Raw genomic sequence first — 25,511 nt, forward strand, 5'->3', positions numbered from 1 at the left:
CTCAGTTCCTTCGGACCTTCTTGTTGAGGAAGTCCAAAAGGAGGTACCTGCCGATGTTGCCGGGGTGGGTGAGGTAGGCCTTGCCCCGGGTGATCTGGGAAAGCTTTTTCACGAAGGCCAGGAGCTCGGGTTCCCGGGCCAGCATGAAGGTGTGGATGGGGATGCCTTCCTTGCGGGCTAGGGTGGCTTCCTTTAGGGTTTCCGCCAGGATCACGGGATCGAGGCCCCAGGCGTTTTTGTAGATCTCCCCGCTGGGAAGGGTGATGGCCGAGGGCTTGCCGTCGGTGATGAGGATGATCTGCCGCATCTCCCCGCCCATCTTCTTCAAGAGGGTCCTGGCCAACTCCAGCCCCGCCTTGGTGTTGGTGTGGTAAGGGCCCACCTGGGCCAGGGGAAGCCGGGAAAGGGGGATTTCCTCCGCGGTATCGTGGAAGAGGACGAAACGCACCCGGTCCCCGGGGTATTGGGTGCGGATCAGATGGGCCAAGGCCAGGGCCACCTTCTTGGCAGGGGTGAAGCGGTCCTCCCCATAAAGGATCATGGAGTGGGAGCAATCTAAGAGGACCACGGTGCTCATGCTGGCCGTGTACTCGGAGAGGTCGATGACCAGGTCCTCGTGGGAAAGTTCCCTAAGCCCCTTGGCCATGGCCTTTTTGAGGGTTTCCGGCACATTGAGCTCCAAGGGGTCTCCCCACTCCCATTCCTTGGTTTCCCCTGTCTTCTCCACCCCTGGGGCGTAGTGGGGAGTAGGATGGAGCCCGGGAGGGTTCCGGCCCAGGGCTCCGAGGAGTTCCCTAAGGCTTCTTAAGCCCAGGAAATCCGAGGCCTTTTCCGTGAGCTCAAAGCGGGCCTCACCCGCCTCGCCCTTGTACCCGCCCTGAACGGGGTTGGTGGGATCCTCCCCGGGAAGGCGGATATACCCAGCCTCCCGGAGCTTCTCCATCATGCGGGTAATGGCCTGATAGAGCCGGGTTTCCTCCTTTCGGTCAGCGAAGCGGGCTTCCCTAAGCCAGTCCTCCGGTACCAGCTGGTTTTTGAGGAGGGCCTCGAGGAGCGCATCGTAGAGATCCTCCAGGGTGGGCTGGCGCTCGGGGTCAGGGTCGTAGCGCTGGAAGGGATCGGAAAACCCGGAGTCCAGGAGGAAGTCCTCGATTAGGCTCAGGATCTCCTCGGGGGAGAGGTCCTCGAGGCTTCCCTCGTAGCAGCTATAGCGAATGGCCTTCATCCATCCTCCTCAGCACCCGGCCCATAAGCTCCGCGTAGCTTCTCAGCCTACGAAAGATGGCTTGGGCCAAGACCTCGTTGTAGGTGTGCACCGTTAAGTTGCGGTCATCGGCCATGGCCAGGGCCAGGCGGGCTTCTTCCTCCGCCATAAGGCCGGTTTCGTGGGCCAGGCGGAAGGCCCGCTTGGGGCTTGCCACCTCCAGACCCTCCCTTTCCCGCAAGAAGGCTTGGAGTGCCTTCCAGAAGGTCTCAAAGGTGTACTCAAACCGCTGGATGGCGGCATCCCGCTCCAGGGGGCTCGGCTCCTCCAGGTAGGCTACCTCCTCCAGCGTCCTGAGGGCCCGTCTGGCTACCTCAAGGCGTTCTAAAACTCGGCCCATACCACTCCCTCCCTCAGGACCCTTTCCCGGAAGGTGGGGTCCACCTCCCCTAGGTCCACCAGGTCCACCCGCCTCAGCACGGGGGCCTCCTCGAGGGCCTCCCTGAGAAGGGGAAGAAGCTCCCCAAGAGGCTTGGGCCCGAGGAGGGCCAGGTCCAGGTCCGAACCCCGCCCTGCCTCTTGCCGGGCGTAGGAGCCGTAGAGGATAAGCTTTACCCCTCGCCCCTGGAGGTAGGGCGCCAGGGCTTGGAGCACCGCCTCCTTATCCCGCTCCAGGCTAGTTGCCATAGCTCCGCGTCCTCTCCGCCGCCTGGTAGCTCATTTCTCCCCGGGCGAGCTTCTTCCTTCCCACGAGCCCCTCCAGGACGAACTCTGCCGCCGAAAGGAGCACCTCAGGCTCCTGGCTTTCCGCCAGGCTCCTTGCCGCCTCCAGGAGGCCCGGCACCTCCTCCATGGCGCTTAGGGCTTCCTCCACGCTTCCCTCCGGCAGGGTGAGGAGGTTTCCCTCTTCAAAATAAGCCACGATGGCGTCGGTCCTAAGGCGGTAGCGGGGGAGGACCATGCCGAAGGCCCTTTGCACCAGGTCCCGGGCCACCTTTTCCGCTCCCTGGAGCTCTCCCTCGTACTCCAGCTCCAGCTTGCCGGTGATGGCGGGAAGCCCCGCATAGAGATCCAGGGGACGGGCCACAGGCCTGGTGCCCTGAAGAAGAGCCCGCCTTTCGGCGCTGGCAGCCACCACCTCCAGAAGGCTTATGGAAAGGCGCTGGGAGACGCCGGCCGTCTGGTCCACCCGGCGGTCCTCCCGGGCGGCGAAGGCCACCGCTTCCACGGAAAGGCGGATCCATTCGGGGAGCACCACCTCCTCCGGCACGTAGGCTTCCTGGGCGCTGATCCTAAGGCCCTCCTCGAGGGTTTTGGGGTAATGGGTGCGGATCTCGCTGCCGATGCGGTCTTTGAGGGGGGTCACGATCCGCCCCCTGGCCGTGTAGTCCTGGGGATTGGCGGTGAACACCAGCCAGACATCCAAGGGCAGGCGGATGGGGTAGCCCCTTATCTGCACATCTCCTTCCTCGAGGATGTTGAACAAGGCCACCTGCACCTTGGGGGCTAGGTCGGCCAGCTCGTTCACCGCGAAGATGCCCCGGTTGGCCCGGGGAAGAAGGCCAAAGTGGATGCTTTCCAGGTCCGCCATCCCCGTTCCCTTGCGGGCTGCCTTGATGGGGTCCATGTCCCCCAGGAGGTCGGCCACGGTGGTGTCGGGGGTAGCCAGTTTCTCCACATACCGCTCCTCCCGGGTTATCCAGACGATGGGAGCCTCGTCCCCGGCCTCCTCCAGAAGCCGCTTCCCTTCCGGCGAGATGGGCCTTAGGGGGTTGTCCCTAAGCTCGGTGGCCAGGGCGGGGATCTCCTCGTCCAGAAGGTTAACCAGGCTGCGAAGGATGCGGCTTTTGGCCTGGCCCCGGGTGCCCAGGAGGATGAAGTTCTGCTTGGCCAGGATGGCCTGGACCAAGGCGGGGATGACGGTGTCCTCGTACCCGTGGATGCCCGGGAAAAGCCGCTCCCCTTTGCGGAGCTTTTCCTTAAGGTTTTCCCGGGCCTCGTCCTTGACGGTGCGCTTAAGCTTCTCCAAGGGATAGGTGCGCCGAAGTTCGCCGAGGGTCTTGGCCTTCACTCCTCCAGTTTAGGGCCAGAGGGAGGTGGGGATTTGTGGCGGAGGGTGGTAAGGCGTTAGCATGGAGGCGTGAACCGGGCGAGGGAGTGGGTGGAGCAAGCCAGGTACAACCTGCGCCATGCCAGGGGAAGCCTGGGCCTCGAGGACTACGCCTGGGCTTGCTTTGCTTCTCGGCAGGCTGCGGAACCAGCGCGGAAAGGGCCCCATCTCGCCCGAGGCCAAGTGGCTTGGGGATGCCCTATCCAAGGATCTCCTGGCCGGTCTGCCGGGGGAGATATGCTGGAAGACCTCTTGGAGGCGGCCAAGGTTTGGGACAAGGATTACATCCCCATCCGGCATCCCGATGCCTACCCCTTAGGACCTGCTGCCAGGGCCTGTGCCCGTGGGGAGGCGGAGGAGGCCATCCGCTTGGCACAGAATCTGATTGTGGGGGGAGGCCTTGTGACGTGGATTTTTGCCTTTGATCCGCAAGCCCGCCGTGCGGGGTTGGAACGGGCGGCAGCCAGGTTGGCCGAGCGGCCAGAGGTCTTGGCGGTGGTCCCCTTCGGCTTCCTAGCCCGGGGGGAGGCCACGGCCATGAGCGACGCGGACCTCTTTGTCCTTTTGGGAAGCCCCCCTCTTGCCCTTCCCCGAGCGCCTGGTCCTCTACCGGCCGGAGGGGATTCGGGGGGTAGAGGTCTTCCCCTACACCTGGGAGGAAGCGGTAAGGGGTCCTTCGAAGGGGCACGGCCTGGTCCAAGCAGCCATGAAGAAGCGTGTTCCCCATTTTTGAACGGGGGGAGCCTGGGCTCGCTTGAAGGGCATGGCGTCCTTTCCCCCGTAACCCTCGCCTAACGCCCTTCTCATCCCTTCGCGGTATGGTTCCTCTCGTGGAGATCCATGGCACCACCATCTTGGCCGTGCGCAAGGATGGGGTCACCGCCTTGGCCGGGGATGGCCAGGTCACCTTCGGCCAGACCGTCCTCAAGCGGGGGGCGGTGAAGGTGAGGCGCCTCGAGGTGGGGGAAGGCATCCTGGTGGGTTTTGCCGGTGGGGTGGCGGATGCCTTAAGCCTCCTGGAGCGCTTTGAGGAGAAGCTCAAGGAGGCCAAGGGCAATCTGCTCAAGGGGGCGGTGGAAACCGCTAAGCTGTGGCGCACCGACCGGGTGCTGCGCCACCTTCAGGCCATGATCATCGCCGCCGACCGGGAGGGGATGGTGCTCCTTTCGGGAAGCGGCGAGGTCATCACCCCGGAAGAACCCCTTTTGGCGGTGGGGTCTGGGGGCCCCTACGCCTTGGCGGCGGCTAAAGCCCTCTACCGGCATTCCAACCTTTCCGCTCGGGAGATCGCTGAGGAGGCCCTTAGGATTGCAGCGGAGGTGGATCTTTACACCTCGGGCCAGGTAACGGTTCTAACCCTGGGGGAAGCATGAACCTCACGCCTGCGGAGATCGTCCGGGAGCTTTCCAAGCACATCGTGGGACAAGAGGCGGCCAAGCGGGCGGTGGCCGTGGCCTTAAGGAACCGGTACCGCCGGAAGAAACTTCCGCCCGAGGTGGCCCGGGAGGTGACTCCAAAGAATATCCTCATGATCGGGCCCACGGGGGTAGGCAAGACGGAGATTGCCCGCCGCCTGGCCCGCTTGGCGGGGGCTCCTTTTGTCAAGGTGGAGGCCACCAAGTTCACCGAGGTGGGCTACGTGGGCCGGGATGTAGACTCCATCGTGCGGGATCTGGCGGAGGCCAGCTACCAGCTGGTGATGGAGGAGATGAAGAAGAAGGTGGAGGAAAAAGCCCTGGCCTTGGCTGAGGAGGAGCTGGCCACCCTCCTGCGCACCTCGGTGGCCGATGTGCGCTCGGGCCGACTGGATAGCCTTTCGGTGGAGGTGCAGGTGGAGGAGGAGATGAGCCTGCCCTTCATGGGCGTCTTCGGGGGTGAGGGCTTTGGCGGCATGGGGGAGATGCTCAAGGGCCTGCTTCCCAAGCGGCCGGTGCGCAAGCGCATGACGGTGAAGGAAGCCCGGGAGGTCCTCAAGAACCAGCACGCCGAGCGCCTCATCGATAAGGAGGAGCTGAAGGAGGAGGCCAGGAGGCGGGCCCAGGAGGACGGTATCGTCTTCATCGACGAGATCGACAAGGTGGCCCGCCGAGAGGGCATGGTGGGGCCGGATATATCCGGCGAGGGGGTCCAACGGGACCTCCTGCCCATCGTGGAGGGCACGGTGGTTTCTACCCGCATCGGTCCGGTGTCCACCGAGCATGTGCTCTTCATTGCCGCGGGAGCCTTCCATGTGGCCAAACCCTCGGATCTGATCCCCGAGCTCCAGGGACGATTTCCCATCCGGGTGGAGCTTTCTCCCTTGGGCCCCGAGGAGTTTTACCGCATCCTGAAGGAACCGGAAAACTCCTTGATCCGCCAGTACACGGAGCTTTTGAGGGCCGACGGAACGGAACTCGTCTTTCACGAGGACGCCCTAAGGGCCATCGCCGAAGCGGCCTACCGGGCCAATCAGGAGCTCGAGGACATCGGGGCCAGAAGGCTGGCCACGGTCTTGGAGCGGGTACTGGAGGAGGTCAGCTTCCAGACGGACCTGGGCCGGGTGGAGATCACCCGGGCCTACGTGGAGCAAAGGCTGGAGGCGGTTTTCGCTTCCCCAGACCTTACGCGGTTTGTGCTTTAGGAGGACAGAGATGCGCTGGATCCTTTTGGCTTTGGGTTTACTGGCACTACCCAGTCTGGCCCAGACCCCACCGCCCCCGGCCAGCCAGGTGGAGAAGCAGGATGCCTTCCGGCTTGGGGTGCAGCTTTACGCCCTGGGCCGGTACGAGGCGGCCTTGGAGCTCTTTGAGCGGGCCTTGAAGGAGAAGCCGCAGGACCCGGATGTCCTCTACTGGCTGGCCCGGGCCCAGCTTAAAGTCGGGCTCCTTAACCCCGCCTTGGAGAACGCCAAGGGGCTGGTGGCCAGGAACCCCCGGTACATCGGGGGGTACATGGTCCTCTCCGAGGCCTACGTGGCCCTCTTTCGTGCCTCGGAGGATCGGGAGAAGGGGAGGGGCTATCTGGATCAGGCTCTCACCGTACTTCGCGATGCCGAACGGGTGAATCCCCGTTACGCTCCCCTTTACGCCCAGCGGGGTCTGGTCTACGCCTTCCTGGGCCAGGTGGACAAGGCGGAGGAGGCCTTTAAGAAGGCCCTTAGCCTGCAGGATTCCGCGGAGGTGAGGGCGGCTTTGGCCGAGCTCTATCTAGCGGCGGGCCGCTTGGACGAGGCCCTGGAGCAGTATGTCAAGGCAGTCCAGCTTTCACCCCAGGATGGGGATCTAAGGGTCCGCTATGCCTCGGCCCTCCTGCTGAAGGGCCGGGCGGAGGAGGCGGCGAGGGTTTTGGAGGAGGGCCACCGCCTCAAGCCCTTGGATGCCGAGGGTTGGTACACTTTGGGCCAGGCCTATTTCGTCCTGGGCCGCTACAAGGAGGCAGGGGTGGCCCTGGAGAATGCGGTGGCCCTGGCTCCTTTGCGCTTCCCCGTGGCCTACTACTACCTCGGTCAGATCTACCTGGCCCTGGGGGATGCCCAGAAGGCCAAAAGCCGCCTCACGGTGGCGGTGCGCCTCGAGCCCAAGCGGGCCGAGTACCGATACCAGCTCTGCCTGGCCAACGAGAAGCTGGGGGACAAGGAGGGTGCCCGCTACCAGTGCCAGGAGGCTTTAAAGCTGAGGCCTGGCTACAAGGAGGCGGAGGAGGTGCTTAGGCGCCTGTAGGGTACTGGGTGGGGAAAATGTAACGGATGGCCTCCTGGCTTCCAGTGCCAGGAGTAACCTTTATTGAGGATGTGGAGGTTTGAAGGGGGTCGCTTTCAGGAGGAGGCCTATTCTTTGCCGGAGGAGGAGCGATTCCTCCTTTTGGTGAACGGCAGGCCCTGGGCTTCCTTCAGCTATACCCCTGGGGATGAGGTCTACCTCGCCCTAGGCCATCTCTTCCTGAGCGGGGTGCTCTCGGGCCTCGAGGGGGTGCGCTGGTTAGTGGGCGAAGGGGTGGTGGCCGTGGACCTGCCGGGGGATCCCGAGAGGGGGGTGGGGGTGCGGGATAGCGGTTGCGCTGCGGGGCTACGGTATGGTGAACCCAGGCTTTCTCCCTTGCCGAAGGTACCCCTGGATCCCGAACTGCCCCTAGAGCTCATGGCCCAACTGCGCCAGCATGCGGTGCGCTACGCCCGGACCCGGGGTATACATGGAGCGGCCCTCTTTGACCTTTCTGGGCGGCTTCTCTACGTCAACGAGGATATCGGTCGCCACAACGCTGTGGACCGCCTGGCGGGGTACATGCTCCTAGAGGGTGTGCGGCCTCCCGTGCTCTTGGCGGTAACCGGCAGGGTGAGCCAGGAGATGGCGGGAAAGGCCATCGGCATGGGGGCGGTGCTCCTGGCGAGCCGGACGGGGGCCACCCTTCCTGCCGTAAACCTAGCGCGCCACTATGGCCTGGCTTTGGCGGCCTACGTGCGCCCAACAGGCTACCGCCTCTACGCCCCAGGCGGTATGCCAGTGCCCGAGGGAGTCCTCAGGCCTTAGGCTCTTCCTTCTTTTCCTCGCCCTCCTGAAGGCCCTTTTTGAACTCCCTGGCCGACTGGCCAATGCCCCGGGCCAGCTCGGGAAGCTTCTTGGCGCCGAAGAGGAGGAGGATGACGAGAAGGATGAGGAGGATTTCCACCGGACCTAAGCGCATGGGGCCATTGTAGCATGCCTTGACCCTCTTAGGGTCAAGTGTTATCGTGGCCTCTGGGGTGGCCTTAGGCCCCGGGGCGTAGCGCAGGCCGGTAGCGCACCTGCTTTGGGAGCAGGGGGTCGCCCGTTCAAATCGGGCCGCCCCGACCACGCGGGAGTAGCTCAGGTTGGTAGAGCATCGGCCTTCCAAGCCGAGGGTCGCGGGTTCGAGTCCCGTCTCCCGCTCCAGATGGCCGGGGTGGGGCTTCACCCCGGCCTTGCTTATGGGCCCGTAGCTCAGTGGACAGAGCAGCCGCCTTCTAAGCGGTAGGTCGGGGGTTCGAATCCCTCCGGGCCCGCCACCTTCTGAAGGCAAAGCTTCCGCACTCGGAAGCTTAGGAATGGGTCAAGCTGACCCCCATACTTGACCCCCAAAGGAAGGGCAAACCTCTCCCCCGGCCTCGAGGCCGGGGGGCGGTTTTGGGGGTCAGCTTTAGGGGTCAGGCCTGAGGCCTGGGGCCCGCCACCAGGTCCTCCGGGTCAAAGGTCCAGGCCTCCCTCTCCCGGGCCAGCAGGTGGCGGTAAATGTCCAGCGTGATGGAGGGCCGCGCATGGCCCAGGCGGGCCGCCACCACCTCCGGCGGTGCCCCTTCGGCCAGGAGCATGGAGGCGAAGGTGTGCCGGAGGTCGTGGGGCCGTATGGGGGGCAGGCCCACACGGGCCACAATCTTCCGAAGGGCGTGGGCCAGGCTATGGGGGTTGAGGGGCTGGGAGGGGTCCTTGGCGCTCGGGAACACCCAGGCCTCCCGAAGGTCCAGGGGGTCCATACCCGTTTCCACCAGGGCCTCCCACCGGGCCCGCAAGTGCTCCAGGGTCTTGGGGGGAACGGGAATGGTGCGCAGGCTGGAGGGGGTCTTGGGGGCGGTGAGAAGCCCTTTGCCTCCGAGGTTGGTCCAGGCCCGGCGCACGGCCAGGGTCCCCGCCCTAAAGTCCAGGTCCCCCCACTTGAGCCCCAGGGCCTCCCCAGGCCGGAGGCCCACCGCCAGGCAAAGGCGCAGGGCCGTGCCTACCTCCCAGGTGGGCCAGGCGTCCAGGGCCTGAAGGAGGGCGGCCACCTCGTGGGGCTCCAAGGTCCTCCCGGCGGTGCGGCGCGTGGGGGCCTCGAGGCGGATGGAGGCCGTGGGGTCCCGGTGCACGACTTCCAGGGCCAGGGCCTCCCTGAAGATGGCCCGCAAGTGGGTCAGCGCCTTGCGGATGGCCCTCGGGCCTAGCCCCTGGGCGGCCATGCGGTCCAAGGCCTCCCGGATATCGGCAGGCCTGATGGCCTGGAGCCGCTTTTCCCCCAAGTGGGCCAGGAGGTAGCCCACTTCCCGCTGGTAGTTGACGAAGGTCTTGGGGGCCAGGGTGGCCCGCTTGCGGGCAAGCCACCCTTCCGCGAAGGCGGCCAGGGTGGCGGCGCTCTTGGCGGGCAGGAGGCCTTTTTCGTGCTGGGCCACAAGCTCCCGCGCCTTGCGCAGGGCCTCCTCGGCAGTCTTGCCGAAGACGCTCACCCGCCTATACCGCCCATCGGGCTCCCGGAGGTAAGGGCGCACCTCCCAGCGCCCATCCTTACGCTTGCGGGCCTTCAATCCTTTCTTGGGCATAACCTCCTCTACCCTACCATTCCACGGGGGGGCGGCGTGGGCTTCGCGAAAGTTTTGTTTCGCGAAGGTTGCCGGGGGCAACCCGTCAACCCATGACGCGAAGGGGGAGTAGCCTGGGGGTTCGCCCCCGGGTTTTTCCCGGCGAAAGTTTGCGCCATTTTCCCCACGCTGAGGGGAAGGCTCCTCCCCCTCGTGTGGGGAAGGTTCTGGGGCTTTCTAGCCCTGCCGTTTTCCAAAGAGGGCTACCCCTCCTCGTCCAAGGGCCACTCCGCCGCGGTGAAGGAGAGGGGATGGGGCTCCGCCTTCGGCGCGGCGGCCAGGGCCAGCTTGAGGGCCAGGGCGGCCACCCGGGCCTTGTGCTCCGGGTTGAGGCCTTCCGCCTCCTCCAGGGCCTTCTCCAGGACCGCCACGGCCTTGCCCCCAAGCCCGGCCAGGCGCGTGCGCCAGGCCTCGGCCTCCTCCCACCGGGCGCGGGCCTCCTCGTACCGCTCAGTCCACTTCGGCTTCGCCTTCGCCTTCCTCATCTTCCACCTCCTTGAGCTTGAGCCCGGAGAAGAGGGCTTCCAGCGCCTTGCGGAAGTCTTTGCCCAGGTCCTCGGCCAGGGCCTCGGGGAAGGCCCGGAGGGCGTACCTCCCCCACATGGGCAGGCCAAGGTCCAGGGCCCGGTCCTTCCCCCCTCTCCGGGCCTGTGAGAGGTAGCCCAGGTGGGCGCACTTCCTGCAGAGGAGCCCCCGGTGGACCAGGTAGAGCACCCGGCGGTTCCCCCCGCACCCGGGGCAGACGAAGACCCACTCCACCCCGAAGGGGTGCCTCACCCCCTTTAGGCTCACCACTTGCTCCCCGAAGGCCAGGCAAACGGGCGGCCTCTCGGGGAGGGGGCGGCCCGTCTTCATCCGCCACCACTCCGCCAGCCACGCGGCCCAGATTTGGGGGGTTCGTTCGGCAATCCCCTCCCAGGGCCTTCCCGGCCCTCTCCCCAGCCCGGGGAGAGGGCCGCGCCTTCCCGCCCCGAGGGCGGCCCTAAGCGCCAGTTCCAGGTCCTTGATTTGCCCCATCGTCTAACCTCCTTGCCGAAGAGGCTAGAAGAAAAAACCTCTTCGGCCTCGTCAATGGCCCGCATGGGGCACCTCCACCTCTACCCCCAGGCAGGGGGCGCTTTTCGCGTGCGCTATCTCCCCGAAAGCGCGTGCGCGTTCCCCTCCTAACGGGGGGTTTATCGCGTCCTGCACGGGCAAAACCCTCGCGCACGCTATGCGCACGGATGCGCACGCATGGGGGAGAAGCCCCGTCCTGGACGGCACAGGGTGCGTGCGCGTTTTCTTCCTCGTCCGGGACGGCGTTCCCGGAAAAACGCGCACGCGCCTCACGCTCCTACCTCCTCACGCCGCTTCACCCGGGCCCGGGCGATGGGCTCAAGCCGGGGCGGGGCCCCCGCCCAAACCCCTATAAGCTCCACCTCCTTCACTTCCGGCCATCCTTCCTCCAGGAAGGCCAAGCGCTCCACCAGCCAGGCCTCGAGGCTCGGGGCGTTCTGCCCGGGCCAGGCGGCGTGGGCCTCCAGGTCCTCCTCCGAGGGTACGGCCAGGGCCCAGTAGAGCACCCGGCCATCGGCCACCACCCGGAGCTTGGGCGGGCGCATGGCCCGCACCTTGGCCGCGAGGTCCGGGGCCAGGGTGATGAGCTTCCGCCAGGGGCTCACAGCTCCACCTCCACCTCGTCCTCCTCTTCCCCCCGGGCCGTTTTAGAAAGAGGAGGGGCAACACCTCCCGCATCCCCCGCATCCCCCGCAAATGGCGTCCTGGAGCCGTTTAGTACGCGCGGGGGATGTGCGGGGGTTGCGGGGGTTTGCGGGGGATGTGCGGGGGTTTGCGGGGGATGGGCTTCCCATCTCCCGCGCTCGGGAGTAGTGTCCTGGAGGGCGTTTGCGGGTGTTGCGGGGGTTGCGGGGGATGACTCCCCACTCCTTTCTAAAACCCAGAGGAGGCGCTTCACCCTGGCGTCCCGCACCCCCTCCACCTTGACCCCCACCCCCCGGAGGGCGGTCTGCACCCGGGGCAGGTGCTTCCCCAGCCCGGCGGGGGTGCGGGGCCACCCCTCGGGCTTCACCCGGGCCTCCTTGAGGCCCATGGCCTCCTCCAGGGCGGCGAGGAGTTCGCTTGCGGTGTAGACGGCCCGGTGCCCCTCGGGCCAGTCGGCGGTGAGGAGGAGGATGGCCTGGGCCACGGGGTCGTTGTCCAGCAGATCCTGGTTGAGCCCGGCCTGCACCGCGTAGAAGGCCTGCACCACCTCCCCGGCCTCGAGGCCCAGGGCGGGGGCGGCGGCCTCCGCCCAGATGGCCCAGTCCGCCAGGCGGGGCAAGGAGGGCATGGCGGCCCGCACCTCCTCCCACCGCCTCAGGGCCAGGGCCACGGCGTCCAAGAGGGCACCCAGGACCTTGGGGTGGGCCTGCTCAAAGGCCGCCCAAAGCTCCCGCTCAGGCCTCCGGGCCCCGTCCTCCAAGCGCTCCAGGTTGACCATCATCACCCGGTCAGCCAGGTCGTCCCGGAGGAGGCCGAAGCCTATCCCGGTGAGGATGACGGGCCTTTGCGCCTCCAGCACGTGCTCCTCGGAGTCCGTGTAAAGCTCCCGCTTGCCCAGCCCGCCCCCGGTGGAGAGGCGGCAGAGGGCATCGGAAAGCCAAGAGGGGACTTTGCTCAGGTTGTCGTAGGCCAGGACCCAGGACGCCTTGGCGGCCACCATCAGGGCCTCCACGTCCTTGGGCTCAGCCCGCAAGGGGGCCTCCTGGGGGTCCACCAGGGCCTTGAGGAGCCGGGCGGCGGTGCTCTTCCCCGCCCCCTTGGCCCCGGCCAGGACCAGGATGGGGTAGGGGCCTCTCGGGGAAAGCGCCCCCACCAGCCACCCCAGGACCAGGGCCGCGTCCCGGCGCTCCTGGAGGGGGAGGAGGCCAAAAAGGGGGGCGAGGTCCCCCCCTCGCTCGGGAAGGGGGAGGGGCCTCTGGTGCCGCCCCCGGCGGAAGCGCACCGGGGCCTCGTGGGCGGGGATGACGCGCCACCCCTCGGGCCCCACCTCCACCACCAGCCAGTCCGGGCGGGCCAGGTCCAGGTACACCCTGCCCCCCCACCCGGCCAGGCGCGTGTGCACCTCGTGCTCCTCCCCCTCGTAGAGGGCCTTGGCCTCCAGGACGGCCAGGGCGTCCTGCATGGCCTGGGCGTAGAGGGGCTTCCCCTCCTTGGCGTAGTAGAGGCCCGCAAGCCAGGCGCGAAACTCCCGCCCCCGCACGGGATGGTGCTCCACGTGCCCGTCCCTGGGGAGGGTGGCCCAGGCCTCCTTGCTCGGGGTGTGCCAGAGGGCCACCACCTCCCCCAGGCCCAGGTCCACGGCGTTCTTGGCGGCGGTGGCCTCCTCCTTCTTGGCCGGGCCCAGGTAGTCCCGCCAGGCCTGGCGCACGGCCTCCAGGGTGGCCCCCACCTTCTGGGCCACCTTCTTCAGGACCGCCTCCACCTCCACGGGGTCCAGCCCCTCCTCCACCAGGGCCTCAAAGAGGGCCTTCCGCACCCGGCCCCAGTTCTCCGAGGTGAGGGCGTCCACGATGGCCCGGATGGCCTCACTCATGGGCCACCCCCTTCACCCGGGCCCGGCGGTTCATGGCCCAGCGCACGCGGGGAGGAAGAGGAGGGGAGGCCTCCAGGGGGAGAGGCTTGGCCTCCCCCACCTCCCGGGCCCAGCGCAACACCTCCCGGGCCTCCCGCTCGGGCAGGCCCGAGGCCAGGGCGGCCTCCAGAAGGGCGGCCTCGGCCTCCTCGGGGGAGAGGCCGTGGGCCACCAGGCCGAAGGCGGCCAGGGCGTACCTGAGCAAGGTCAGGTGCCGCTGGCCGGGAGGGGTGGCGGCCACCCGGTGGCAGTAGGCCTCGAGGAGGCCCCTTAGCCGCTTAGGGCTAGCCCCTTCCACCGGGGTCCAAACCTCCCTCGGAGGAGGCGGCGGGGGGAGGAGCCGGGCCAGGAGGGGGGCAGGCACCGGGGAAAGCTCCTCCGGCCCCACCAGGGGCGCCTCCCAGGCGTAGGTCCTCCCGTCCTTGAGCCGGGTGGGCGCGGCCACCACATAAGCCCGGCCCATGCCCCGGAGGTCCGCCCCGGGGATGGCCCGCACGCTGGCGGAAAGCCTCACCCCCTCGGGAAGCCGGAGGAAAAGGTGTACCCCTCCCTTGGGAGTCCTTTGCCTTGGGGCGGCCTCGAGGGCGGGGTGCTCCTGCCTCAACCCCTCCCAGGCCGTGGGGTCGTCAAAGTCCAGGACCAAGACCCCCTCCGGGGCCAAGAGCCCCACCCCGGCCTCGGGGCAGGCCCGCCACCAGGCCTCGAGGGTGGCGGGGTCCTGGGAGGCCTCCTTGAGCCCGTGGGGCACCAGCCGGGGGTGGGGGCGCTTCTCCCCGGGGAGGAGGGGAAGGACGGCGTAGCCCAGACGGGCGTAGCCCAGGACGTGCTCAATCGGCCTCATTACTCACCTCCTCCTCCTGGGCCAGGGCCGCATCAATGAGGAGGTCAATGCGCTTGCGGGCGTCAATGCGCTCCCCCCAGGGAAGGGCCAGGAAGATAGCTTGAAAAGCGTCTAGCAAGATGGCGGTTTCCTCTTTGGCCCCCTCGGGCGTTATGATGACCACAACGGCACGCACGGCCACCCCCTACCGCCCCCGAGGCCCCCCCTCGGGGCTCGCCTCCTCGTCCAGGGGCATCCCCAGCAGGCGCTCCAGCTCCTTCCTGGGGATGATGAGCCTCGCCCCCAGGCGGGCCGCCCTCAGCTCCCCCCGCCAGACCAGCCGATAAATGTGGTTTGGATGGACTCCAAGTGCCGAAGCCGCTTCCTTGACGCTCAGTCCAAGCTTACGCATGTTTTTGCCCCGCTTTTCCGCGCCCAGGGAGGGGCACCCTGGACGGGCCTGACGACCTAAAGCCGCAAAACCTACGGCTTCAGGCCGCCAGGGGCGGGGCAACAGGGGCGATGACCAGGCTTCGGGTCAGGTTTTGCGTGGGGTCTTTTGGCGGTGCCCTTTCCTGGTAGCTTTCGGAAAGGGTCTTCTGGGGTTCGTGAGTCAGGCGGATGAGGTCAAAGACCAGAATAAGGAGCGCGCTCAGAGCTTTAAGTGCGGCTTTAAGAGCTTCGTTAAGCGTCTTGCCGCGCCTTAGGCTCTGCAGGTAAACGAAGAAGAGCTTAAGCACCCGCTCATGGGGCAACCTCCGGAAGCGGATCCGCGTCCCCCCGCGCTTGGCGGCCCTCCCCCTGAAGAAAACACCTTGAGCAAGGTGCCGCCCTACTAAAGAGAGGTAGTTCAATAGAGGCCTAAGTGCCTCAAAAAGGTTATCCCGCGCGTCTTGCAGACTTCTGATTACAGCCCCTGCCTCTCCGGCCAGGGGGGCCATCGCCTCAAGTGTCTGGTGTAGCGTCCTCCTGGCGGGTTCCGCCGCCTTAAGTGCCTGGTGTAGAGTCCTCCTAGCGGTTTCCACCGCCTCGTTAAGGTTCCTTAAGGTTTCCTGGGGAAGGGTCCAGGTGGCGGCGTAGGCCTCAACAGAGGCCTGAAGGTTCCTCACGGCTTCGCTTTGGGCGAAGTGTTGTAGCTTGGCCGTGAGTCCCCCTTGCATCTTGCCCCTACCATAGCACGCCCCCTCTTCACTCGCAATACCATGACATCACCCCACAAAACCTTTTCTTGCAAAGGGTTCTTTTCGTGGAATAGCTTCACGGGTTGACCCCCAAACTTGACCCCCATTGACCCCCAAAACTGACCCCTAACCGGAGGTAATCCAAGGTAATGCCATCCCGGGGGAAACGCGTGTAGGACGCCGATTTTTGCAATAACGGGTTATCGGAGGTTAGGGGTCTTCGCCTCCTTCTAAGCGGTAGGTCGGGGGTTCGAATCCCTCCGGGCCCGCCAGGTCCAGGACGCAATGCTTTACCCCCCGGTAGCATGGCCGGGGGGTCTTTGTACGGTTGGGGTACTGCTTTTGCCGCCGGTTCCCTTTGCCGAAGGGGCCGGGAAGGGGTCTTAGGCGTGGTATCCTCAAGGCCGGCCCTTGTGGCCCGGTCCATGCTGAAACTGGAGAACATCACCAAGCGCTTTGGTTCCGTGGTGGCCAACCGCCGGATCACCCTCGAGGTGGCCCGGGGGGAGGTCCTGGCCCTTCTGGGGGAAAACGGGGCGGGGAAGACCACCTTGGTGAGCATCCTCTACGGCCTTTATGCCCCGGATGAGGGGAGGATCCTCCTGGAGGGTCAAGAGGTGCGGATCCCGTCCCCCAAGGCCGCCCAGCGGCTGGGCATCGCCTTGGTGCCCCAGCACCCTGAGCTCATCGAGGCCCACACCGTGGCCGAGAACCTGGCTTTAGGCCTAGACCTGCCCCTGGCTTTCTCCCGCCGGGCTCTGGTGCGGCGGCTTGCGGCGCTTTTGGAGGGGCATCCTTTGGGCGTGGACCTCGAGGCGCCCGTGGCCCGCCTTTCCGCAGGGGAGAAGCAAAGGGTGGAGCTCCTTCGCGCCCTCCTTAACCGCCCCCGGGTGCTCGTCCTGGACGAGCCCACCAGCGTCCTTACCCCCAAGGAGGCGGAGGGGCTCTTCCAGGAGATCCGCCGCCTCAAGGCCTTGGGCCTGGCGGTGATCTTCATCAGCCACAAGCTGGAGGAGGTCCTGGCCATCGCCGACCGGATTGCCGTGCTTAGGGCGGGGGAGAAGGTGGGGGAGGTTTGGCGGCAGGAGGCGGACAAGGACCTCCTGGTGCGCCTCATGGTGGGCCGGAGCCTGGCCCCGCCCCCCAAGGTGCCCCCGCCCCGGGAGGAAGTGGTCCTCGAGGTGGAGGACCTTCTGGTGCCCCGACACGGTTTTCCCGTCCAGGGGGTTTCCTTCACCTTGCGGGCAGGGGAGGTGCTGGGGATCGCGGGGGTGGCGGGAAGCGGGCAGGCGGAACTCGTGCAGGCCTTGGCGGGTCTCAGGCCCCACCAGGGCCGGATTCGGTTCCTTGGCAAGCCCTGGCCCCGGGATCCCATGGGCCTCTTCCGCCAGGGGGTGGCCCATATTCCCGAGGAGCGGAGCATGGGGGTGGTGGGGGGTATGAGCGTGGCCGAGAACCTGGCCCTTAGAACCTACCCTCGCTTTGTTCGCAGGGGCTTGCTGGATTACCGGGCCATGGAAATGGAGGCGGAGGGCTTGATCCAGCGCTACGGCATCCGCACCCCCTCCCCCCGCACCCCGGTGCGGTTCCTCTCGGGAGGAAACGTGCAGAAGGTGATCCTGGCCCGGGAGCTTTGGGGGGGGCCTCGCCTTCTCTTGGCCATGCACCCCACTTACGGGCTGGACGTGGGGGCCACCGAGGAGGTTCACGGGCGTATCCTGGAGCTTGTGCAAGGCGGTGCGGCCGTGCTTTTGGTCAGCGAGGATCTGGACGAGATCCTGGCCCTCTCCCATAGGGTGGCGGCCCTGTACCACGGGCGCTTCGTGGGGCCTGTTCCCCGGGAGGAGGCGGACCGGGAGCGGCTGGGGCGGATGATGACGGAGGGGCGGGTATGAGGTGGGAGCTGGATCCTAGCCCAAGCCCCTGGAAGGTGTTCTTGGCCTATAGCCTGTTCGTGGCCCTGGCCTTGTTGCTTTTAGGCCTTCTTTTCCGCCTCTATGGGGTATCCCCGCTAAAGGCCTACGGGCTTCTCCTCTCCCCCCTGGGGGATTCCTTGGGCCTGGCCGAGGTGGGGCGGCGCACCATCCCCCTCCTCCTCATCGGGGCAGGCTTGGCCCTGGCCTTTAGGGTAGGGTTTTTCAACATCGGGGCGGAGGGGCAGCTTCTCATGGGAGCGGTGGGAGGAACCTACGTGGCCCTTTTCCTGCCTCCTGGACCCTGGACCCTGCCCCTCATGTTCCTTTTGGGGGGTGGTCTGGGGGCGGTTTGGAGTGGGCTTGCCGCCTGGCTTCGGGTGCGCTTTGGGGCCAACGAGATCCTAACCACCCTCATGCAGAACTACCTGGTCTACTACCTGGTGGTCTACCTGGTGGCGGGACCCTGGAAGGGGCAGATGGTCTTCGGCTTCCTCTACACGGATCGGTTTCCCCCGGAGGCCCAGCTTCCCCGCCTGGGGGATACCCTGGTGCACTGGCCCACCCTGCTTCTTGGGATTGCGGCGGCCTTGGGGCTTCAGCTCCTGCTCTTCCGTACCCCCTTGGGCTTTGAATGGCGCGTCCTGGGGGAAAACCCGGAGGCCGCCCGGTACCTGGGCCTTAAGGGGGGCAGGCTGATCCTCTTGGCGGCGCTTCTTTCCGGTTTCCTTGCGGGCCTGGCGGGGGTGGGGGAGGTGGCGGGCATCCACCTGAGGCTTTTGGAGCCCGCCCAGATCTCCCTGGGGTACGGCTTCACCGCCATCCTGGTGGCCTGGCTGGCCCGGGGAAGGCCCCTTTGGGCGCTCTTTACCGCCCCCCTTCTCGGCCTCATCCTGGCCGGGGGGGATGCCTTGAAGCTCGCCCTTTCCATGCCCTTTCGGGTGGTGGACGTGGTGGCGGGGCTTTTGCTCCTTAGCCTCATCGGGGCCGAGGCCTTGAGCCAACGTCGCTTGGTCTGGAGGCGCTGATGGAAGAGGCTCTGGTGCGCGCGGTGCTTTTCGGAACGCCCATGCTCTTGGCCTCCCTGGGGGCCCTTCTTTCCGAGCGGGGAGGGGTGGTGAACCTGGGGGTGGAGGGCATGATGGCGCTTTCCGCCCTGGCCGCCTTTGCCGCGGCCCTCGAGGCCGGGCCGGTTTGGGGGGTTCTTTGCGGGGTTGGGGTGGGCTCCTTGCTGGGCCTTTTCCTGGGCGTCTTCGCCGTGTTTCTCCGGGCCAACCAGTTCGTGGCGGGGCTTGCCCTGGCCGCCTTGGGCCTTGGGGCCTCGGGGTTTTTGGGGAAGCGGTACGAGGGAACCCCCTTGCCCGACCCCCTGCCGGAAGGGGTGTTGGCCGGGCTGGCTTTGATCCTGGCCCTGGGCCTCCACCTCCTCCTTTCCCGCACCCGGTATGGCCTTTACCTGAGGAGCGTGGGGGAGAACCCAAAGGCGGCGGACCTCTTCGGGGTGAGCGTGGATGGGGTGCGGTACCTGGCCTTGGCCCTGGGGGGCGGGATGATCGGCCTGGCTGGGGCCTACCTTTCCCTGGCCTACCGCCCCTCCTGGACGGACGGCATGACCTCGGGGCTGGGCTGGGTGGCCATCGCCCTGGTGATCCTGGCGGGCTGGCAGCCTTTAAGGGCCGTGCTGGGGGCTTACTTTTTTGGCCTCCTGTTCTTCCTGCAGTTCCGTTTGCAGGGCAGTGTACCTATACCGTCGGAGGCCTTTGCCGCCATGCCCTACCTTTTGGTTATCTTGGTCCTGGCCCTCTCGGGCCGCGCCCGGGCCCCCAAGGCCCTGGGCCAGCCCTTTGACCGGGGGAGGTGAAGGATGAGGAGGATTCTAGGTTTGCTGCTATTGGCGTTGGGGTTGGCGTGGGCCCAAGGGGATAAGCTCAAGGCCTGCTTTATCTATGTGGGGCCCATTGGGGATGCGGGCTGGACCTACGCCCACGATCAAGGGCGGAAGAAGGCGGAGGCCGCCCTTCCCTGGCTGGAAACCCGGTATGTGGAAAGCGTGCCCGAGGCCCAGGCCCTTCCGGTCATCGACCGGTTTGTGAGGGAAGGGTGCCAGGTGATCTTCGCCACCAGCTTCGGGTACATGGAGGCGGTCCTCGAGGGGGCGAAGAAGTACCCGAACGTCATCTTTGCCCACGCCACCGGGGTCAAGCGGGCTCCCAACGTGGCCACCTACATGGCGGACTTCTACCAGGTCTACTACCTGAACGGCCTGGCCGCCGGGGCCCTTTCCAAGACGGGCAAGGTGGGGTACGTGGCCGCCTTCCCCATCCCTGAGGTGAAGCGCCACATCAACGCCTTCACCCTGGGGGTTAGGGCGGTGAACCCCAAGGCCCAGGTGCTGGTGCGCTGGATCAACGCCTGGTACGACCCGGCCAAGGCCCGGGAGGCCACGGAGGCCCTTCTGGCCCAAGGGGCGGACGTCTTCGCCTTCACCGAGGACACCCCTACGGTGATCCAGACGGCGGCCAAGAAGGGAGCCTACTCCTTCGGCCACTACACCCCCATGCTGAAGTTCGCCCCGGACCACGTGGTCTCCGGCCAGATCGTCCACTGGGATGTCATCTACATCGACTTTCTCAAGAAGGTGAAGGAGGGGGTCTACACCGCCAAGAACCTGCAGAATGTGGATTACTTCTGGCTCCTGCAGCACAAGGCGGTGGAGATGGGGGCGGACTACGGGGTGCCCATAAACCCCAAGCACGTGCCCCTGTTGCAGAAGGCGGAGATGACGGTGGGCGGGAAGAAGGTGAGCGTCTACGACCGCATCATGAGCCTGCTTAAGGACATGCAGAGCCCCAAGCCCACCTTCGACCCCTTCACGGGTCCCATCCAGGACCGGAAGGGGGTGGTGCGGATCCCGGCGGGGAAAAAGGCCACCCTCCAGGAGCTCCTCACCATGGAGTGGGCGGCGCCAGGGGTGGTGGGGGACTGGCCCGGAGAACCCAAATAGAACCCGAAGGTTTGGGGCCAGGGAGGACCTCCCTGGCCCATTTTCCATCTCCTGGCCTTTGGCCGAACCGCTTCGCTGGGTATTGCGCCCTGTAGTCCTTCCGGCATGGCCCCGGAGAAGGGTCTTCTGAACCCCTTGCCCTGGGGCAGGAGGGCGCTAGAGCGCCTGGAAGACCTCCTCGAGGATCTCCAGACCCAGGGCCGCCTCCTGTTCCGTGAGGATGAGGGGCGGGGCGATGCGGAGGGCGGAAGGCCCGGCGGGGAGGAGGAGAAGCCCCTTCTTGAAGGCCAGCTCCACCGCCTTGTCCCTGAGGTCGGGCCGCTCCTCCGTTGGGGTGCCGAAGTCCAGGCCGATCATGAGCCCCCTCCCCCGCACATCCCCCAGGAAGGGGAAGCGGCCCTGCATGGCCTTGAGCTCCCTGAGGAGGTAGGCCCCCACCTGCCTGGCGTTTTCCATGAGGCCCGCCTCCAGGAGGTCCAAGGTGGCGTGGGCGGCGGCGGCGGCCACCGCCTGGCCGCCGAAGGTGGTGCCGTGGGCCCCGGGGCGCCAGCTTGCGAGCTCCTCCCGGAAAAGAAGGGCGCTCAGGGGGTAGCCGGAGGCCAGGCCCTTGGCCAGGACGTAGACGTCCGCCTTGACCCCCTCGTGCTCGAGGGCGAAGAAGAGCCCGGTGCGGCCAGCGCCCGACTGCACCTCATCCGCCACCAGGAGGATGCCGTGCCGTTCCAGAAGAGCCTTGAGCTCGGGGATGAAGCCGGGCGGAGGCACCAAATATCCCCCTTCGCCCTGGATGGGCTCCAAGAAGAAGGCGGCCACCTCCTCCGGGGGCACCACGGTGCGGAAGAGGTGCTCCAGGTATTCCAGCACCGCTTTCCCTACCTCTTCCGGCCTTGCCCCCAGGGGGGGGCGGAAGGGATTGGGGAAGGGGACGTGCACCACCCCGGGAAGGAGAGGGGAGAAGCCCTTGCGGTAGGCGCTTTTGCTGGCGGTGAGGGAGAGGGCGCCCAGGCTCCTGCCGTGGAAGGCCCCGGTAAAGGCCAGGAGGTAGGGCCTTCCCGTGTGGTGGCGCACCAGCTTGATGGCGGCTTCGATCCCCTCGGTGCCGGAGTTGCCGAAGAAGACCCGGTAGCCTCCGCCGAGCCTCCCCACCAGCCTTTCCGCCAGGGAAAGGGTGGGCTCGTGGGTGAAGTCGGAAAAGCACACGTGGGCGAAGCGCTCCGCCTGGGCCCGCACGGCTTCCAGCACCCTGGGGTGGGCGTAGCCGGTGGTGTTGACCGCTATCCCCGCCATGAAATCCAGGAAGATGTTCCCGTCCACGTCCTCCAGGAACACGCCCTGCCCCCGGGCGGGGACAAAGGGGTAGGGGCGGATGTAGGAAGGGGAGAGGACCGCCTGACCCCTTTCCAGGAGGGCCTTGGCCTTGGGACCGGGAAGCGGAGTGTGGATGCTGGGTTTCATACGGGGCCAGTCTACCAAGCCCCTGGCCCCTTTCCCAGGCGCATTTTATGCAGCAGAAGATGGCTTTTTACAGGAGGCCTTCGGCTTCCAGGTGGGGGCGGGCGTAGAAGAGGGTGAGGGCGGTGGAGGCGTCCTGGATCTCCCCGGCCTCCAGGAGGCGGTAGACCTCGGGAAGGGGAAGTTCCACAGTTTCCAGAAGCTCCCCGTCCTCGAGGGCCGGCTTGGCCACCACCTCCGCCTGAAGGGCCAGGAAGGGGTGGAAGACCACCGCGGTGAAGGAGGGCTGGGGGTGGAAGGGGGGAAGGGGGAAGAACCGTTTGGCCTCGGCCCCCACCTCCTCCAGAAGCTCCCTTTGCGCGGCCTCCAAGGGGGTTTCCCCGGGATCCACCTTGCCCGCGGGGATCTCCAGGAGGAACTTGCCCGTGGGGTGGCGGTACTGGCGGATGAGGAGGGCGGTGGCCTTGTCGGTCACGGGAAGGACGAAACTCGCCGCCACCGGTCCCGGGCGGTAGATGTAGGTGAGCTCCTTGCCGGTGTGGGTGCGCAACCTTTCCCGCACCAGCCTTACGGGCTCGGAGAGGATTTCTTCCAGCTCGAGGCGCTTCCAGGGGCTCATTTCGCCAAGCGCTCTATCACCCGGCGCACCTTCTCCCCGGGGGCCCTGGGGCCCAGGGCCTTGGTCACCACGCCTATGGCCGCTAGGGGGGTCTTGAACTGGGACAGGTCTATGTTTTCCCGGATCCAGGCCTCGATCTCCTCCTCGCTCATCTCCTTGGGGAGGAAGCGGTCCAGGAACTCCACCTCAAAGGTGTTGCCCTGCTCCAGGGCGATCTCGCGCAGGGCCTTGAGCACCTTCACCGCCTCGGCATCGGGCAGGGGTTTGCCATCCCCTTTTCGGTCCAGCTCCGCCTTCACCACCCGGGCGAAGTCCAGGGTCTTCTGGTCCCGGGCCTTCATGGCCTCCTTGATGGCTTCCTTGATGGCCTCGTAGATGCTCATCCCCCTTAGTGTAGCCGGTAGAATGCGCCTTATGTGGGCGCTTCTTTCCGTTTCCGACAAGAGGGGGCTCGTGCCCTTCGCCCAGGGGCTTTTACGGCTGGGTTATAGGCTCTTGGCCACGGGGGGCACCCACAGGGCCTTGGTGGAGGCGGGGCTTCCCGTCACCTACATCTCGGACTTCACGGGTTTTCCCGAGGTCCTCGAGGGCCGGGTCAAGACCCTCCACCCCAAGGTGCATGCGGGGCTTCTCGCCCGGCCCGACCAGGAGGAGGAGCTCAAGGCCCTGGGCTTTGAGCGGATCGGGGTCCTGGCGGTGAACCTCTACCCCTTCCGGGAGACGGTGGCCAGGGGGGCGGATTTCGCCGAGGCCCTGGAGCAGATCGACATCGGGGGCCCCGCCATGCTCCGGGCGGCGGCCAAGAACCACATGGCGGTCCTGCCCGTGTGCGACCCTGAGGACTACCCTCGGGTGCTTCAGGCCCTCGAGGAAGGCCCTTCCCTTGAGTTCCGCAGGGAGCTTGCCCGCAAGGCCTTCGCCCACACCGCCAGCTACGACGCCGCCATTGCCGAGTGGCTTGCCGGGGAGAAGTTCCCCCCCGAGAAGTTTTTGGTCCTCAGGCGGGAAAGCCCCTTGCGCTACGGGGAAAACCCGCACCAGGAAGCGGCCCTTTACCGGGTTTATGGGGAAAAGGGGCCTCTTTTGGAGGCCCGGGTCCTCCAGGGCAAGGCCATGAGCTTCAACAACTACCTGGACGCCGAGGCCGCCTGGAACCTGGTCTCGGAGTTTGAGGGCCCTGCCTGCGTGGCCATCAAGCACCAGAACCCCTGCGGGGTGGCCTTGGGGGAAGGTCCTTTGGAGGCGTACCGGAAGGCCTACGAGGCGGACCCGGTTTCCATCTTCGGGGGCATCGTGGCCTTTAACCGGGAGGTGGACGGACCCACGGCGGAGGCCATGAGGGAGGTCTTTTTGGAGGTGGTCCTGGCCCCGGGCTTCACCCCGGAGGCCCTGGCGGTCTTTTCCCGCAAGAAGAACCTCCGGCTCCTCGAGGTGCCCTTCCCCGCCCAGGGAGCCTACCTGGACTTGAGGCGCCTTAGGGGCGGGGTGCTCCTCCAGGATGCGGATACCCTGGATCCCATGGAGCCCAAGGTGGTCACGCAAAAGGCCCCCACCCAGGAGGAGTGGCAGGACCTCCTCTTCGCCTGGAAGGTGGTGAAGCACGTGCGTTCCAACGCCATCGTGGTGGCCAAGGGGGGCCAGACCCTGGGCATCGGGGTAGGGCAGACCAACCGCTACGCCTCCGCCAAACACGCCCTGAAGACCGCCAAGGAGAAGGCCAGGGGGGCGGTCTTGGCCTCGGATGCCTTCTTCCCCTTTGACGACGTGGTGCGCCTGGCGGGGGAGTTTGGCATCAGCGCCATCATCCAGCCCGGGGGAAGCGTGCGGGACGAGGATTCCATCCGGGCGGCGGACGAGCTGGGCATGGCCATGGTGTTCACCGGGGTGCGGCACTTTAAGCACTAGGCGTCTTAATCCCCGTATCCGGGAGCATTTGGGTCTTGAGTAACCAAAAAGGAGCCCTGCAGGGCTCCTTTAAACCTAAGGGGGCGCTTAGTAGGCCTTCTTGCCTTGGGCTTCCCGCAGGCGCTGGTGAGCCTCCTTAAAGCCCACCAGCTTCCGGCTTTCCTCATCGTAGAGGTGCATGTCGGCGAAGGCGATCTTGAAGGCATCCTTGAGGGTAACCGTGGGGGCCACCTTCACGAGGTCCACCTCCTCCTGCACCTTGGGCAGGAGGTAGTTGGGGATCTTGGGGGCCAGGTGGTGGATGTGGTGGAAGCCGATGTTCCCGGTGAGCCACTGGAGCACCTTGGGGAGCTTCAGGTAGGTGCTTCCCTCCATGGCCGCCTTCAGGAACTCCCAGCGGGGGTCGTGCTCCCAGTAGACATCCTCAAACTGGTGCTGCACGTAGAAGAGGAAGATGCCGATCATTCCGGCCAGGTACTGGATGGGCAGGTAGACGAAGAGGAGGGTCTTAACCCCGAAGAAGACCACGATCCCCGCCAGCAAGAGGGCCAGGAAGAGGTTGGTTAGGGCCACGGAGTTGCGCACGGAAGGCTTGTCCGAGCCGTAGCCTAAAGGAAGCCGGTAGGAGAGCATGAAGACGTAGATGGGCCCCAGGAGGAACATGACCCAGGGGTTCCGGTAAAGGCGGTACTTGAGCCTCTCCCAGGGGCTGGCCTTCAGGTACTCCTCCAGGGTCATGGTGTAGATGTCCCCCACCCCCCGCTTGTCCAGGTTGCCGCTGGTGGCGTGGTGCCGGGCGTGGGATAGCTGCCAGTGGTGGTAGGGAACCAGGGTGAGGACCCCGGTGAAGAAGCCTAGGAGATCGTTGGCCCACTTCCTGGGGAAGAAGGAGCCGTGGCCGGCGTCGTGCTGCAGGATGAACAGGCGGACCAGGAACAAGGCGGCTGCGAGGTCCAGAACGAGGGTCAGGGCCAGGGAAACGGAAAGGGCCTTGTAGGCCAGGTAAAAGAGGAGAAGAAGGGGAAGAAGGGTGTCCGCCACCTGGCGCAGGCTTCTTAGGGTGTCGGGCTTGGCATAGGGTTTGATGAGGGGGATCCAGTCCTTGGGTTCTACTTTGCGCATGCTCACTCCTCCCTGTTTTTGGGAGTGGTTCATGGTACCCCCACGGCGGATGAGGACCATGAGGAAAGGGGGAGAAGGTTATCTCTACTAAGCAATCGATAATGAACCTTTGCTACACTGTAAAGCACATCTATGCCCAGGCGAGCCCAGTTAACCCGGTCGTGTCAAGAGTTATGTGTAAGAGTCTGTGTACGGGGGGCATACCGCTCCTGAAGCATCTTCTCCAGCACCTCCTTCACCTCCGAGAAC

28 protein-coding genes, 3 tRNA genes and 1 pseudogene are annotated in these 25,511 nt (G+C 66.1%); 14 read left to right on the plus strand and 18 right to left on the minus strand.

What is annotated here, in order from left to right; genetic code table 11:
* Position 1: 1 nt before the first annotated feature.
* From G584_RS0103140 to G584_RS0103155, 4 genes are read right to left on the minus strand one after another with little or no spacing between them, the layout of a single operon-like run.
* The gene (locus G584_RS0103140) at positions 2–1,225 is read right to left on the minus strand and encodes a vWA domain-containing protein (protein ID WP_028493310.1); all 1,224 of its coding nucleotides are present in this window, start codon (positions 1,223–1,225) and stop codon (positions 2–4) included.
* On the minus strand, positions 1,206–1,604 hold the full coding sequence (locus G584_RS0103145) for an HI0074 family nucleotidyltransferase substrate-binding subunit (RefSeq protein WP_028493311.1): 399 nt from the start codon (positions 1,602–1,604) through the stop codon (positions 1,206–1,208). Before G584_RS0103145 ends, G584_RS0103140 begins: the two co-directional genes overlap by 20 nt.
* Positions 1,589–1,891 carry a nucleotidyltransferase domain-containing protein gene (locus G584_RS0103150; RefSeq protein ID WP_028493312.1) on the minus strand — a complete coding sequence of 101 codons (303 nt, stop codon included), beginning with the start codon at positions 1,889–1,891 and terminating at the stop codon, positions 1,589–1,591. Before G584_RS0103150 ends, G584_RS0103145 begins: the two co-directional genes overlap by 16 nt.
* Positions 1,881–3,275 (minus strand): sigma 54-interacting transcriptional regulator, encoded by a 1,395-nt coding sequence (locus G584_RS0103155; RefSeq protein ID WP_028493313.1) that lies wholly within the window; start codon positions 3,273–3,275, stop codon positions 1,881–1,883. The genes G584_RS0103150 and G584_RS0103155 overlap by 11 nt, the downstream gene beginning before the upstream one ends.
* 90 nt (positions 3,276–3,365) lie before the next feature.
* Between G584_RS0103155 and G584_RS11895 the strand changes: the two are divergent.
* The 6 genes and pseudogenes from G584_RS11895 to G584_RS0103185 all read left to right on the plus strand — a co-directional run.
* Positions 3,366–3,641, plus strand: a pseudogene (locus G584_RS11895) (HEPN domain-containing protein); the annotation flags it as partial.
* Positions 3,642–3,870: 229 nt separating this feature from the next.
* Positions 3,871–4,047, plus strand: a complete 177-nt coding sequence (locus G584_RS13200; RefSeq protein WP_245563296.1) for a hypothetical protein — start codon at positions 3,871–3,873, stop codon at positions 4,045–4,047.
* Positions 4,048–4,132: 85 nt separating this feature from the next.
* Positions 4,133–4,687 (plus strand): ATP-dependent protease subunit HslV, encoded by a 555-nt coding sequence (hslV, locus tag G584_RS0103170; RefSeq protein WP_157626364.1) that lies wholly within the window; start codon positions 4,133–4,135, stop codon positions 4,685–4,687.
* Positions 4,684–5,934, plus strand: coding sequence for an ATP-dependent protease ATPase subunit HslU (gene hslU / locus G584_RS0103175; RefSeq protein WP_028493315.1), 1,251 nt, complete (start codon positions 4,684–4,686; stop codon positions 5,932–5,934). Before hslV ends, hslU begins: the two co-directional genes overlap by 4 nt.
* 10 nt (positions 5,935–5,944) lie before the next feature.
* Entirely contained in the window at positions 5,945–7,012 is a 1,068-nt protein-coding gene (locus tag G584_RS0103180) for a tetratricopeptide repeat protein (RefSeq protein ID WP_028493316.1), read from the plus strand.
* Positions 7,013–7,081: 69 nt separating this feature from the next.
* Entirely contained in the window at positions 7,082–7,819 is a 738-nt protein-coding gene (locus tag G584_RS0103185) for a formate dehydrogenase accessory sulfurtransferase FdhD (RefSeq protein WP_028493317.1), read from the plus strand.
* Here G584_RS0103185 and tatA read toward each other — a convergent pair.
* Positions 7,809–7,973, minus strand: coding sequence for a twin-arginine translocase TatA/TatE family subunit (tatA, locus tag G584_RS0103190; RefSeq protein ID WP_018112255.1), 165 nt, complete (start codon positions 7,971–7,973; stop codon positions 7,809–7,811). The two genes, G584_RS0103185 and tatA, sit on opposite strands and share 11 nt — an antisense overlap.
* 72 nt (positions 7,974–8,045) lie before the next feature.
* Between tatA and G584_RS0103195 the strand changes: the two genes are divergently transcribed.
* The 3 genes from G584_RS0103195 to G584_RS0103205 all read left to right on the plus strand — a co-directional run bounded on the left by G584_RS0103195 (position 8,046) and on the right by G584_RS0103205 (position 8,313).
* A tRNA-Pro gene (locus G584_RS0103195) sits at positions 8,046–8,122 on the plus strand.
* Position 8,123: 1 nt separating this feature from the next.
* Positions 8,124–8,200 (plus strand) — tRNA-Gly (locus G584_RS0103200).
* A gap of 37 nt (positions 8,201–8,237) precedes the next feature.
* Positions 8,238–8,313 (plus strand) — tRNA-Arg (locus tag G584_RS0103205).
* Positions 8,314–8,451: 138 nt separating this feature from the next.
* Here G584_RS0103205 and G584_RS0103210 read toward each other — a convergent pair.
* The 9 genes from G584_RS0103210 to G584_RS12600 all read right to left on the minus strand — a co-directional run bounded on the left by G584_RS0103210 (position 8,452) and on the right by G584_RS12600 (position 14,806).
* On the minus strand, positions 8,452–9,594 hold the full coding sequence (locus G584_RS0103210) for a tyrosine-type recombinase/integrase (protein WP_028493318.1): 1,143 nt from the start codon (positions 9,592–9,594) through the stop codon (positions 8,452–8,454).
* 242 nt (positions 9,595–9,836) lie between these two features.
* The gene (locus G584_RS0103215) at positions 9,837–10,118 is read right to left on the minus strand and encodes a hypothetical protein (protein WP_028493319.1); all 282 of its coding nucleotides are present in this window, start codon (positions 10,116–10,118) and stop codon (positions 9,837–9,839) included.
* On the minus strand, positions 10,084–10,650 hold the full coding sequence (locus G584_RS0103220) for a hypothetical protein (RefSeq protein WP_028493320.1): 567 nt from the start codon (positions 10,648–10,650) through the stop codon (positions 10,084–10,086). Before G584_RS0103220 ends, G584_RS0103215 begins: the two co-directional genes overlap by 35 nt.
* Positions 10,651–10,958: 308 nt before the next feature.
* Complete coding sequence (locus tag G584_RS0103225) at positions 10,959–11,294, minus strand: hypothetical protein (RefSeq protein ID WP_028493321.1); 336 nt, start codon at positions 11,292–11,294, stop codon at positions 10,959–10,961.
* Positions 11,291–13,207: a hypothetical protein gene (locus tag G584_RS0103230; protein ID WP_028493322.1), complete on the minus strand. Its 1,917-nt coding sequence runs from the start codon at positions 13,205–13,207 to the stop codon at positions 11,291–11,293. The genes G584_RS0103225 and G584_RS0103230 overlap by 4 nt, the downstream gene beginning before the upstream one ends.
* Positions 13,200–14,087: a bifunctional DNA primase/polymerase gene (locus G584_RS0103235; protein WP_028493323.1), complete on the minus strand. Its 888-nt coding sequence runs from the start codon at positions 14,085–14,087 to the stop codon at positions 13,200–13,202. The genes G584_RS0103230 and G584_RS0103235 overlap by 8 nt, the downstream gene beginning before the upstream one ends.
* Positions 14,074–14,262, minus strand: coding sequence for a hypothetical protein (locus G584_RS0103240; RefSeq protein ID WP_223968936.1), 189 nt, complete (start codon positions 14,260–14,262; stop codon positions 14,074–14,076). Before G584_RS0103240 ends, G584_RS0103235 begins: the two co-directional genes overlap by 14 nt.
* A 9-nt stretch (positions 14,263–14,271) precedes the next feature.
* On the minus strand, positions 14,272–14,478 hold the full coding sequence (locus G584_RS0103245) for a helix-turn-helix domain-containing protein (protein ID WP_028493324.1): 207 nt from the start codon (positions 14,476–14,478) through the stop codon (positions 14,272–14,274).
* A gap of 79 nt (positions 14,479–14,557) precedes the next feature.
* Complete coding sequence (locus tag G584_RS12600) at positions 14,558–14,806, minus strand: hypothetical protein (RefSeq protein WP_157626365.1); 249 nt, start codon at positions 14,804–14,806, stop codon at positions 14,558–14,560.
* A gap of 866 nt (positions 14,807–15,672) precedes the next feature.
* Here G584_RS12600 and G584_RS0103255 point away from each other — a divergent pair.
* From G584_RS0103255 to G584_RS0103270, 4 genes are read left to right on the plus strand one after another with little or no spacing between them, the layout of a single operon-like run.
* Complete coding sequence (locus tag G584_RS0103255) at positions 15,673–17,142, plus strand: ABC transporter ATP-binding protein (protein ID WP_028493326.1); 1,470 nt, start codon at positions 15,673–15,675, stop codon at positions 17,140–17,142.
* Positions 17,139–18,188, plus strand: a complete 1,050-nt coding sequence (locus G584_RS0103260) for an ABC transporter permease (protein ID WP_028493327.1) — start codon at positions 17,139–17,141, stop codon at positions 18,186–18,188. Before G584_RS0103255 ends, G584_RS0103260 begins: the two co-directional genes overlap by 4 nt.
* Positions 18,188–19,021, plus strand: coding sequence for an ABC transporter permease (locus G584_RS0103265; protein WP_028493328.1), 834 nt, complete (start codon positions 18,188–18,190; stop codon positions 19,019–19,021). The genes G584_RS0103260 and G584_RS0103265 overlap by 1 nt, the downstream gene beginning before the upstream one ends.
* A gap of 3 nt (positions 19,022–19,024) precedes the next feature.
* A complete protein-coding gene (locus G584_RS0103270; RefSeq protein WP_028493329.1) occupies positions 19,025–20,164 on the plus strand; it encodes a BMP family ABC transporter substrate-binding protein in 1,140 nt (379 codons plus the stop codon).
* Positions 20,165–20,320: 156 nt separating this feature from the next.
* Here G584_RS0103270 and G584_RS0103275 read toward each other — a convergent pair whose 3' ends face one another.
* The 3 genes from G584_RS0103275 to G584_RS0103285 all read right to left on the minus strand — a co-directional run bounded on the left by G584_RS0103275 (position 20,321) and on the right by G584_RS0103285 (position 22,618).
* On the minus strand, positions 20,321–21,619 hold the full coding sequence (locus G584_RS0103275; RefSeq protein WP_028493330.1) for an acetyl ornithine aminotransferase family protein: 1,299 nt from the start codon (positions 21,617–21,619) through the stop codon (positions 20,321–20,323).
* A 67-nt stretch (positions 21,620–21,686) separates the two neighbouring features.
* A complete protein-coding gene (locus G584_RS0103280; RefSeq protein WP_028493331.1) occupies positions 21,687–22,235 on the minus strand; it encodes an NUDIX hydrolase in 549 nt (182 codons plus the stop codon).
* The gene (locus tag G584_RS0103285) at positions 22,232–22,618 is read right to left on the minus strand and encodes a GatB/YqeY domain-containing protein (protein ID WP_028493332.1); all 387 of its coding nucleotides are present in this window, start codon (positions 22,616–22,618) and stop codon (positions 22,232–22,234) included. Before G584_RS0103285 ends, G584_RS0103280 begins: the two co-directional genes overlap by 4 nt.
* Before the next feature lie 31 nt (positions 22,619–22,649).
* Between G584_RS0103285 and purH the strand changes: the two genes are divergently transcribed.
* Positions 22,650–24,140 (plus strand): bifunctional phosphoribosylaminoimidazolecarboxamide formyltransferase/IMP cyclohydrolase, encoded by a 1,491-nt coding sequence (gene purH / locus G584_RS0103290; RefSeq protein WP_028493333.1) that lies wholly within the window; start codon positions 22,650–22,652, stop codon positions 24,138–24,140.
* An 87-nt stretch (positions 24,141–24,227) separates the two neighbouring features.
* Here the strand turns inward: purH and G584_RS0103295 are convergent, their stop codons facing one another.
* Positions 24,228–25,262 carry a fatty acid desaturase gene (locus G584_RS0103295; RefSeq protein WP_028493334.1) on the minus strand — a complete coding sequence of 345 codons (1,035 nt, stop codon included), beginning with the start codon at positions 25,260–25,262 and terminating at the stop codon, positions 24,228–24,230.
* Positions 25,263–25,511: the final 249 nt, after the last annotated feature.

The organism is Thermus antranikianii DSM 12462 (assembly GCF_000423905.1).
Taxonomy (GTDB): Bacteria; Deinococcota; Deinococci; order Deinococcales; family Thermaceae; genus Thermus; species Thermus antranikianii.

Bases quoted from the DNA above. Each gene is read 5' to 3' on its own strand.
- G584_RS0103140 (WP_028493310.1), bottom strand. From the start codon at position 1,225: ATGAAGGCCATTCGCTATAGCTGCTACGAGGGAAGCCTCGAGGACCTC.
- G584_RS0103145 (WP_028493311.1), bottom strand. From the start codon at position 1,604: ATGGGCCGAGTTTTAGAACGCCTTGAGGTAGCCAGACGGGCCCTCAGG.
- G584_RS0103150 (WP_028493312.1), bottom strand. From the start codon at position 1,891: ATGGCAACTAGCCTGGAGCGGGATAAGGAGGCGGTGCTCCAAGCCCTG.
- hslV (WP_157626364.1), top strand. From the start codon at position 4,133: ATGGTTCCTCTCGTGGAGATCCATGGCACCACCATCTTGGCCGTGCGC.
- hslU (WP_028493315.1), top strand. From the start codon at position 4,684: ATGAACCTCACGCCTGCGGAGATCGTCCGGGAGCTTTCCAAGCACATC.
- G584_RS0103180 (WP_028493316.1), top strand. From the start codon at position 5,945: ATGCGCTGGATCCTTTTGGCTTTGGGTTTACTGGCACTACCCAGTCTG.
- G584_RS0103185 (WP_028493317.1), top strand. From the start codon at position 7,082: ATGTGGAGGTTTGAAGGGGGTCGCTTTCAGGAGGAGGCCTATTCTTTG.
- tatA (WP_018112255.1), bottom strand. From the start codon at position 7,973: ATGCGCTTAGGTCCGGTGGAAATCCTCCTCATCCTTCTCGTCATCCTC.
- G584_RS0103210 (WP_028493318.1), bottom strand. From the start codon at position 9,594: ATGCCCAAGAAAGGATTGAAGGCCCGCAAGCGTAAGGATGGGCGCTGG.
- G584_RS0103215 (WP_028493319.1), bottom strand. From the start codon at position 10,118: ATGAGGAAGGCGAAGGCGAAGCCGAAGTGGACTGAGCGGTACGAGGAG.
- G584_RS0103220 (WP_028493320.1), bottom strand. From the start codon at position 10,650: ATGGGGCAAATCAAGGACCTGGAACTGGCGCTTAGGGCCGCCCTCGGG.
- G584_RS0103230 (WP_028493322.1), bottom strand. From the start codon at position 13,207: ATGAGTGAGGCCATCCGGGCCATCGTGGACGCCCTCACCTCGGAGAAC.
- G584_RS0103235 (WP_028493323.1), bottom strand. From the start codon at position 14,087: ATGAGGCCGATTGAGCACGTCCTGGGCTACGCCCGTCTGGGCTACGCC.
- G584_RS0103245 (WP_028493324.1), bottom strand. From the start codon at position 14,478: ATGCGTAAGCTTGGACTGAGCGTCAAGGAAGCGGCTTCGGCACTTGGA.
- G584_RS0103255 (WP_028493326.1), top strand. From the start codon at position 15,673: ATGCTGAAACTGGAGAACATCACCAAGCGCTTTGGTTCCGTGGTGGCC.
- G584_RS0103260 (WP_028493327.1), top strand. From the start codon at position 17,139: ATGAGGTGGGAGCTGGATCCTAGCCCAAGCCCCTGGAAGGTGTTCTTG.
- G584_RS0103265 (WP_028493328.1), top strand. From the start codon at position 18,188: ATGGAAGAGGCTCTGGTGCGCGCGGTGCTTTTCGGAACGCCCATGCTC.
- G584_RS0103270 (WP_028493329.1), top strand. From the start codon at position 19,025: ATGAGGAGGATTCTAGGTTTGCTGCTATTGGCGTTGGGGTTGGCGTGG.
- G584_RS0103275 (WP_028493330.1), bottom strand. From the start codon at position 21,619: ATGAAACCCAGCATCCACACTCCGCTTCCCGGTCCCAAGGCCAAGGCC.
- G584_RS0103280 (WP_028493331.1), bottom strand. From the start codon at position 22,235: ATGAGCCCCTGGAAGCGCCTCGAGCTGGAAGAAATCCTCTCCGAGCCC.
- G584_RS0103285 (WP_028493332.1), bottom strand. From the start codon at position 22,618: ATGAGCATCTACGAGGCCATCAAGGAAGCCATCAAGGAGGCCATGAAG.
- purH (WP_028493333.1), top strand. From the start codon at position 22,650: ATGTGGGCGCTTCTTTCCGTTTCCGACAAGAGGGGGCTCGTGCCCTTC.
- G584_RS0103295 (WP_028493334.1), bottom strand. From the start codon at position 25,262: ATGCGCAAAGTAGAACCCAAGGACTGGATCCCCCTCATCAAACCCTAT.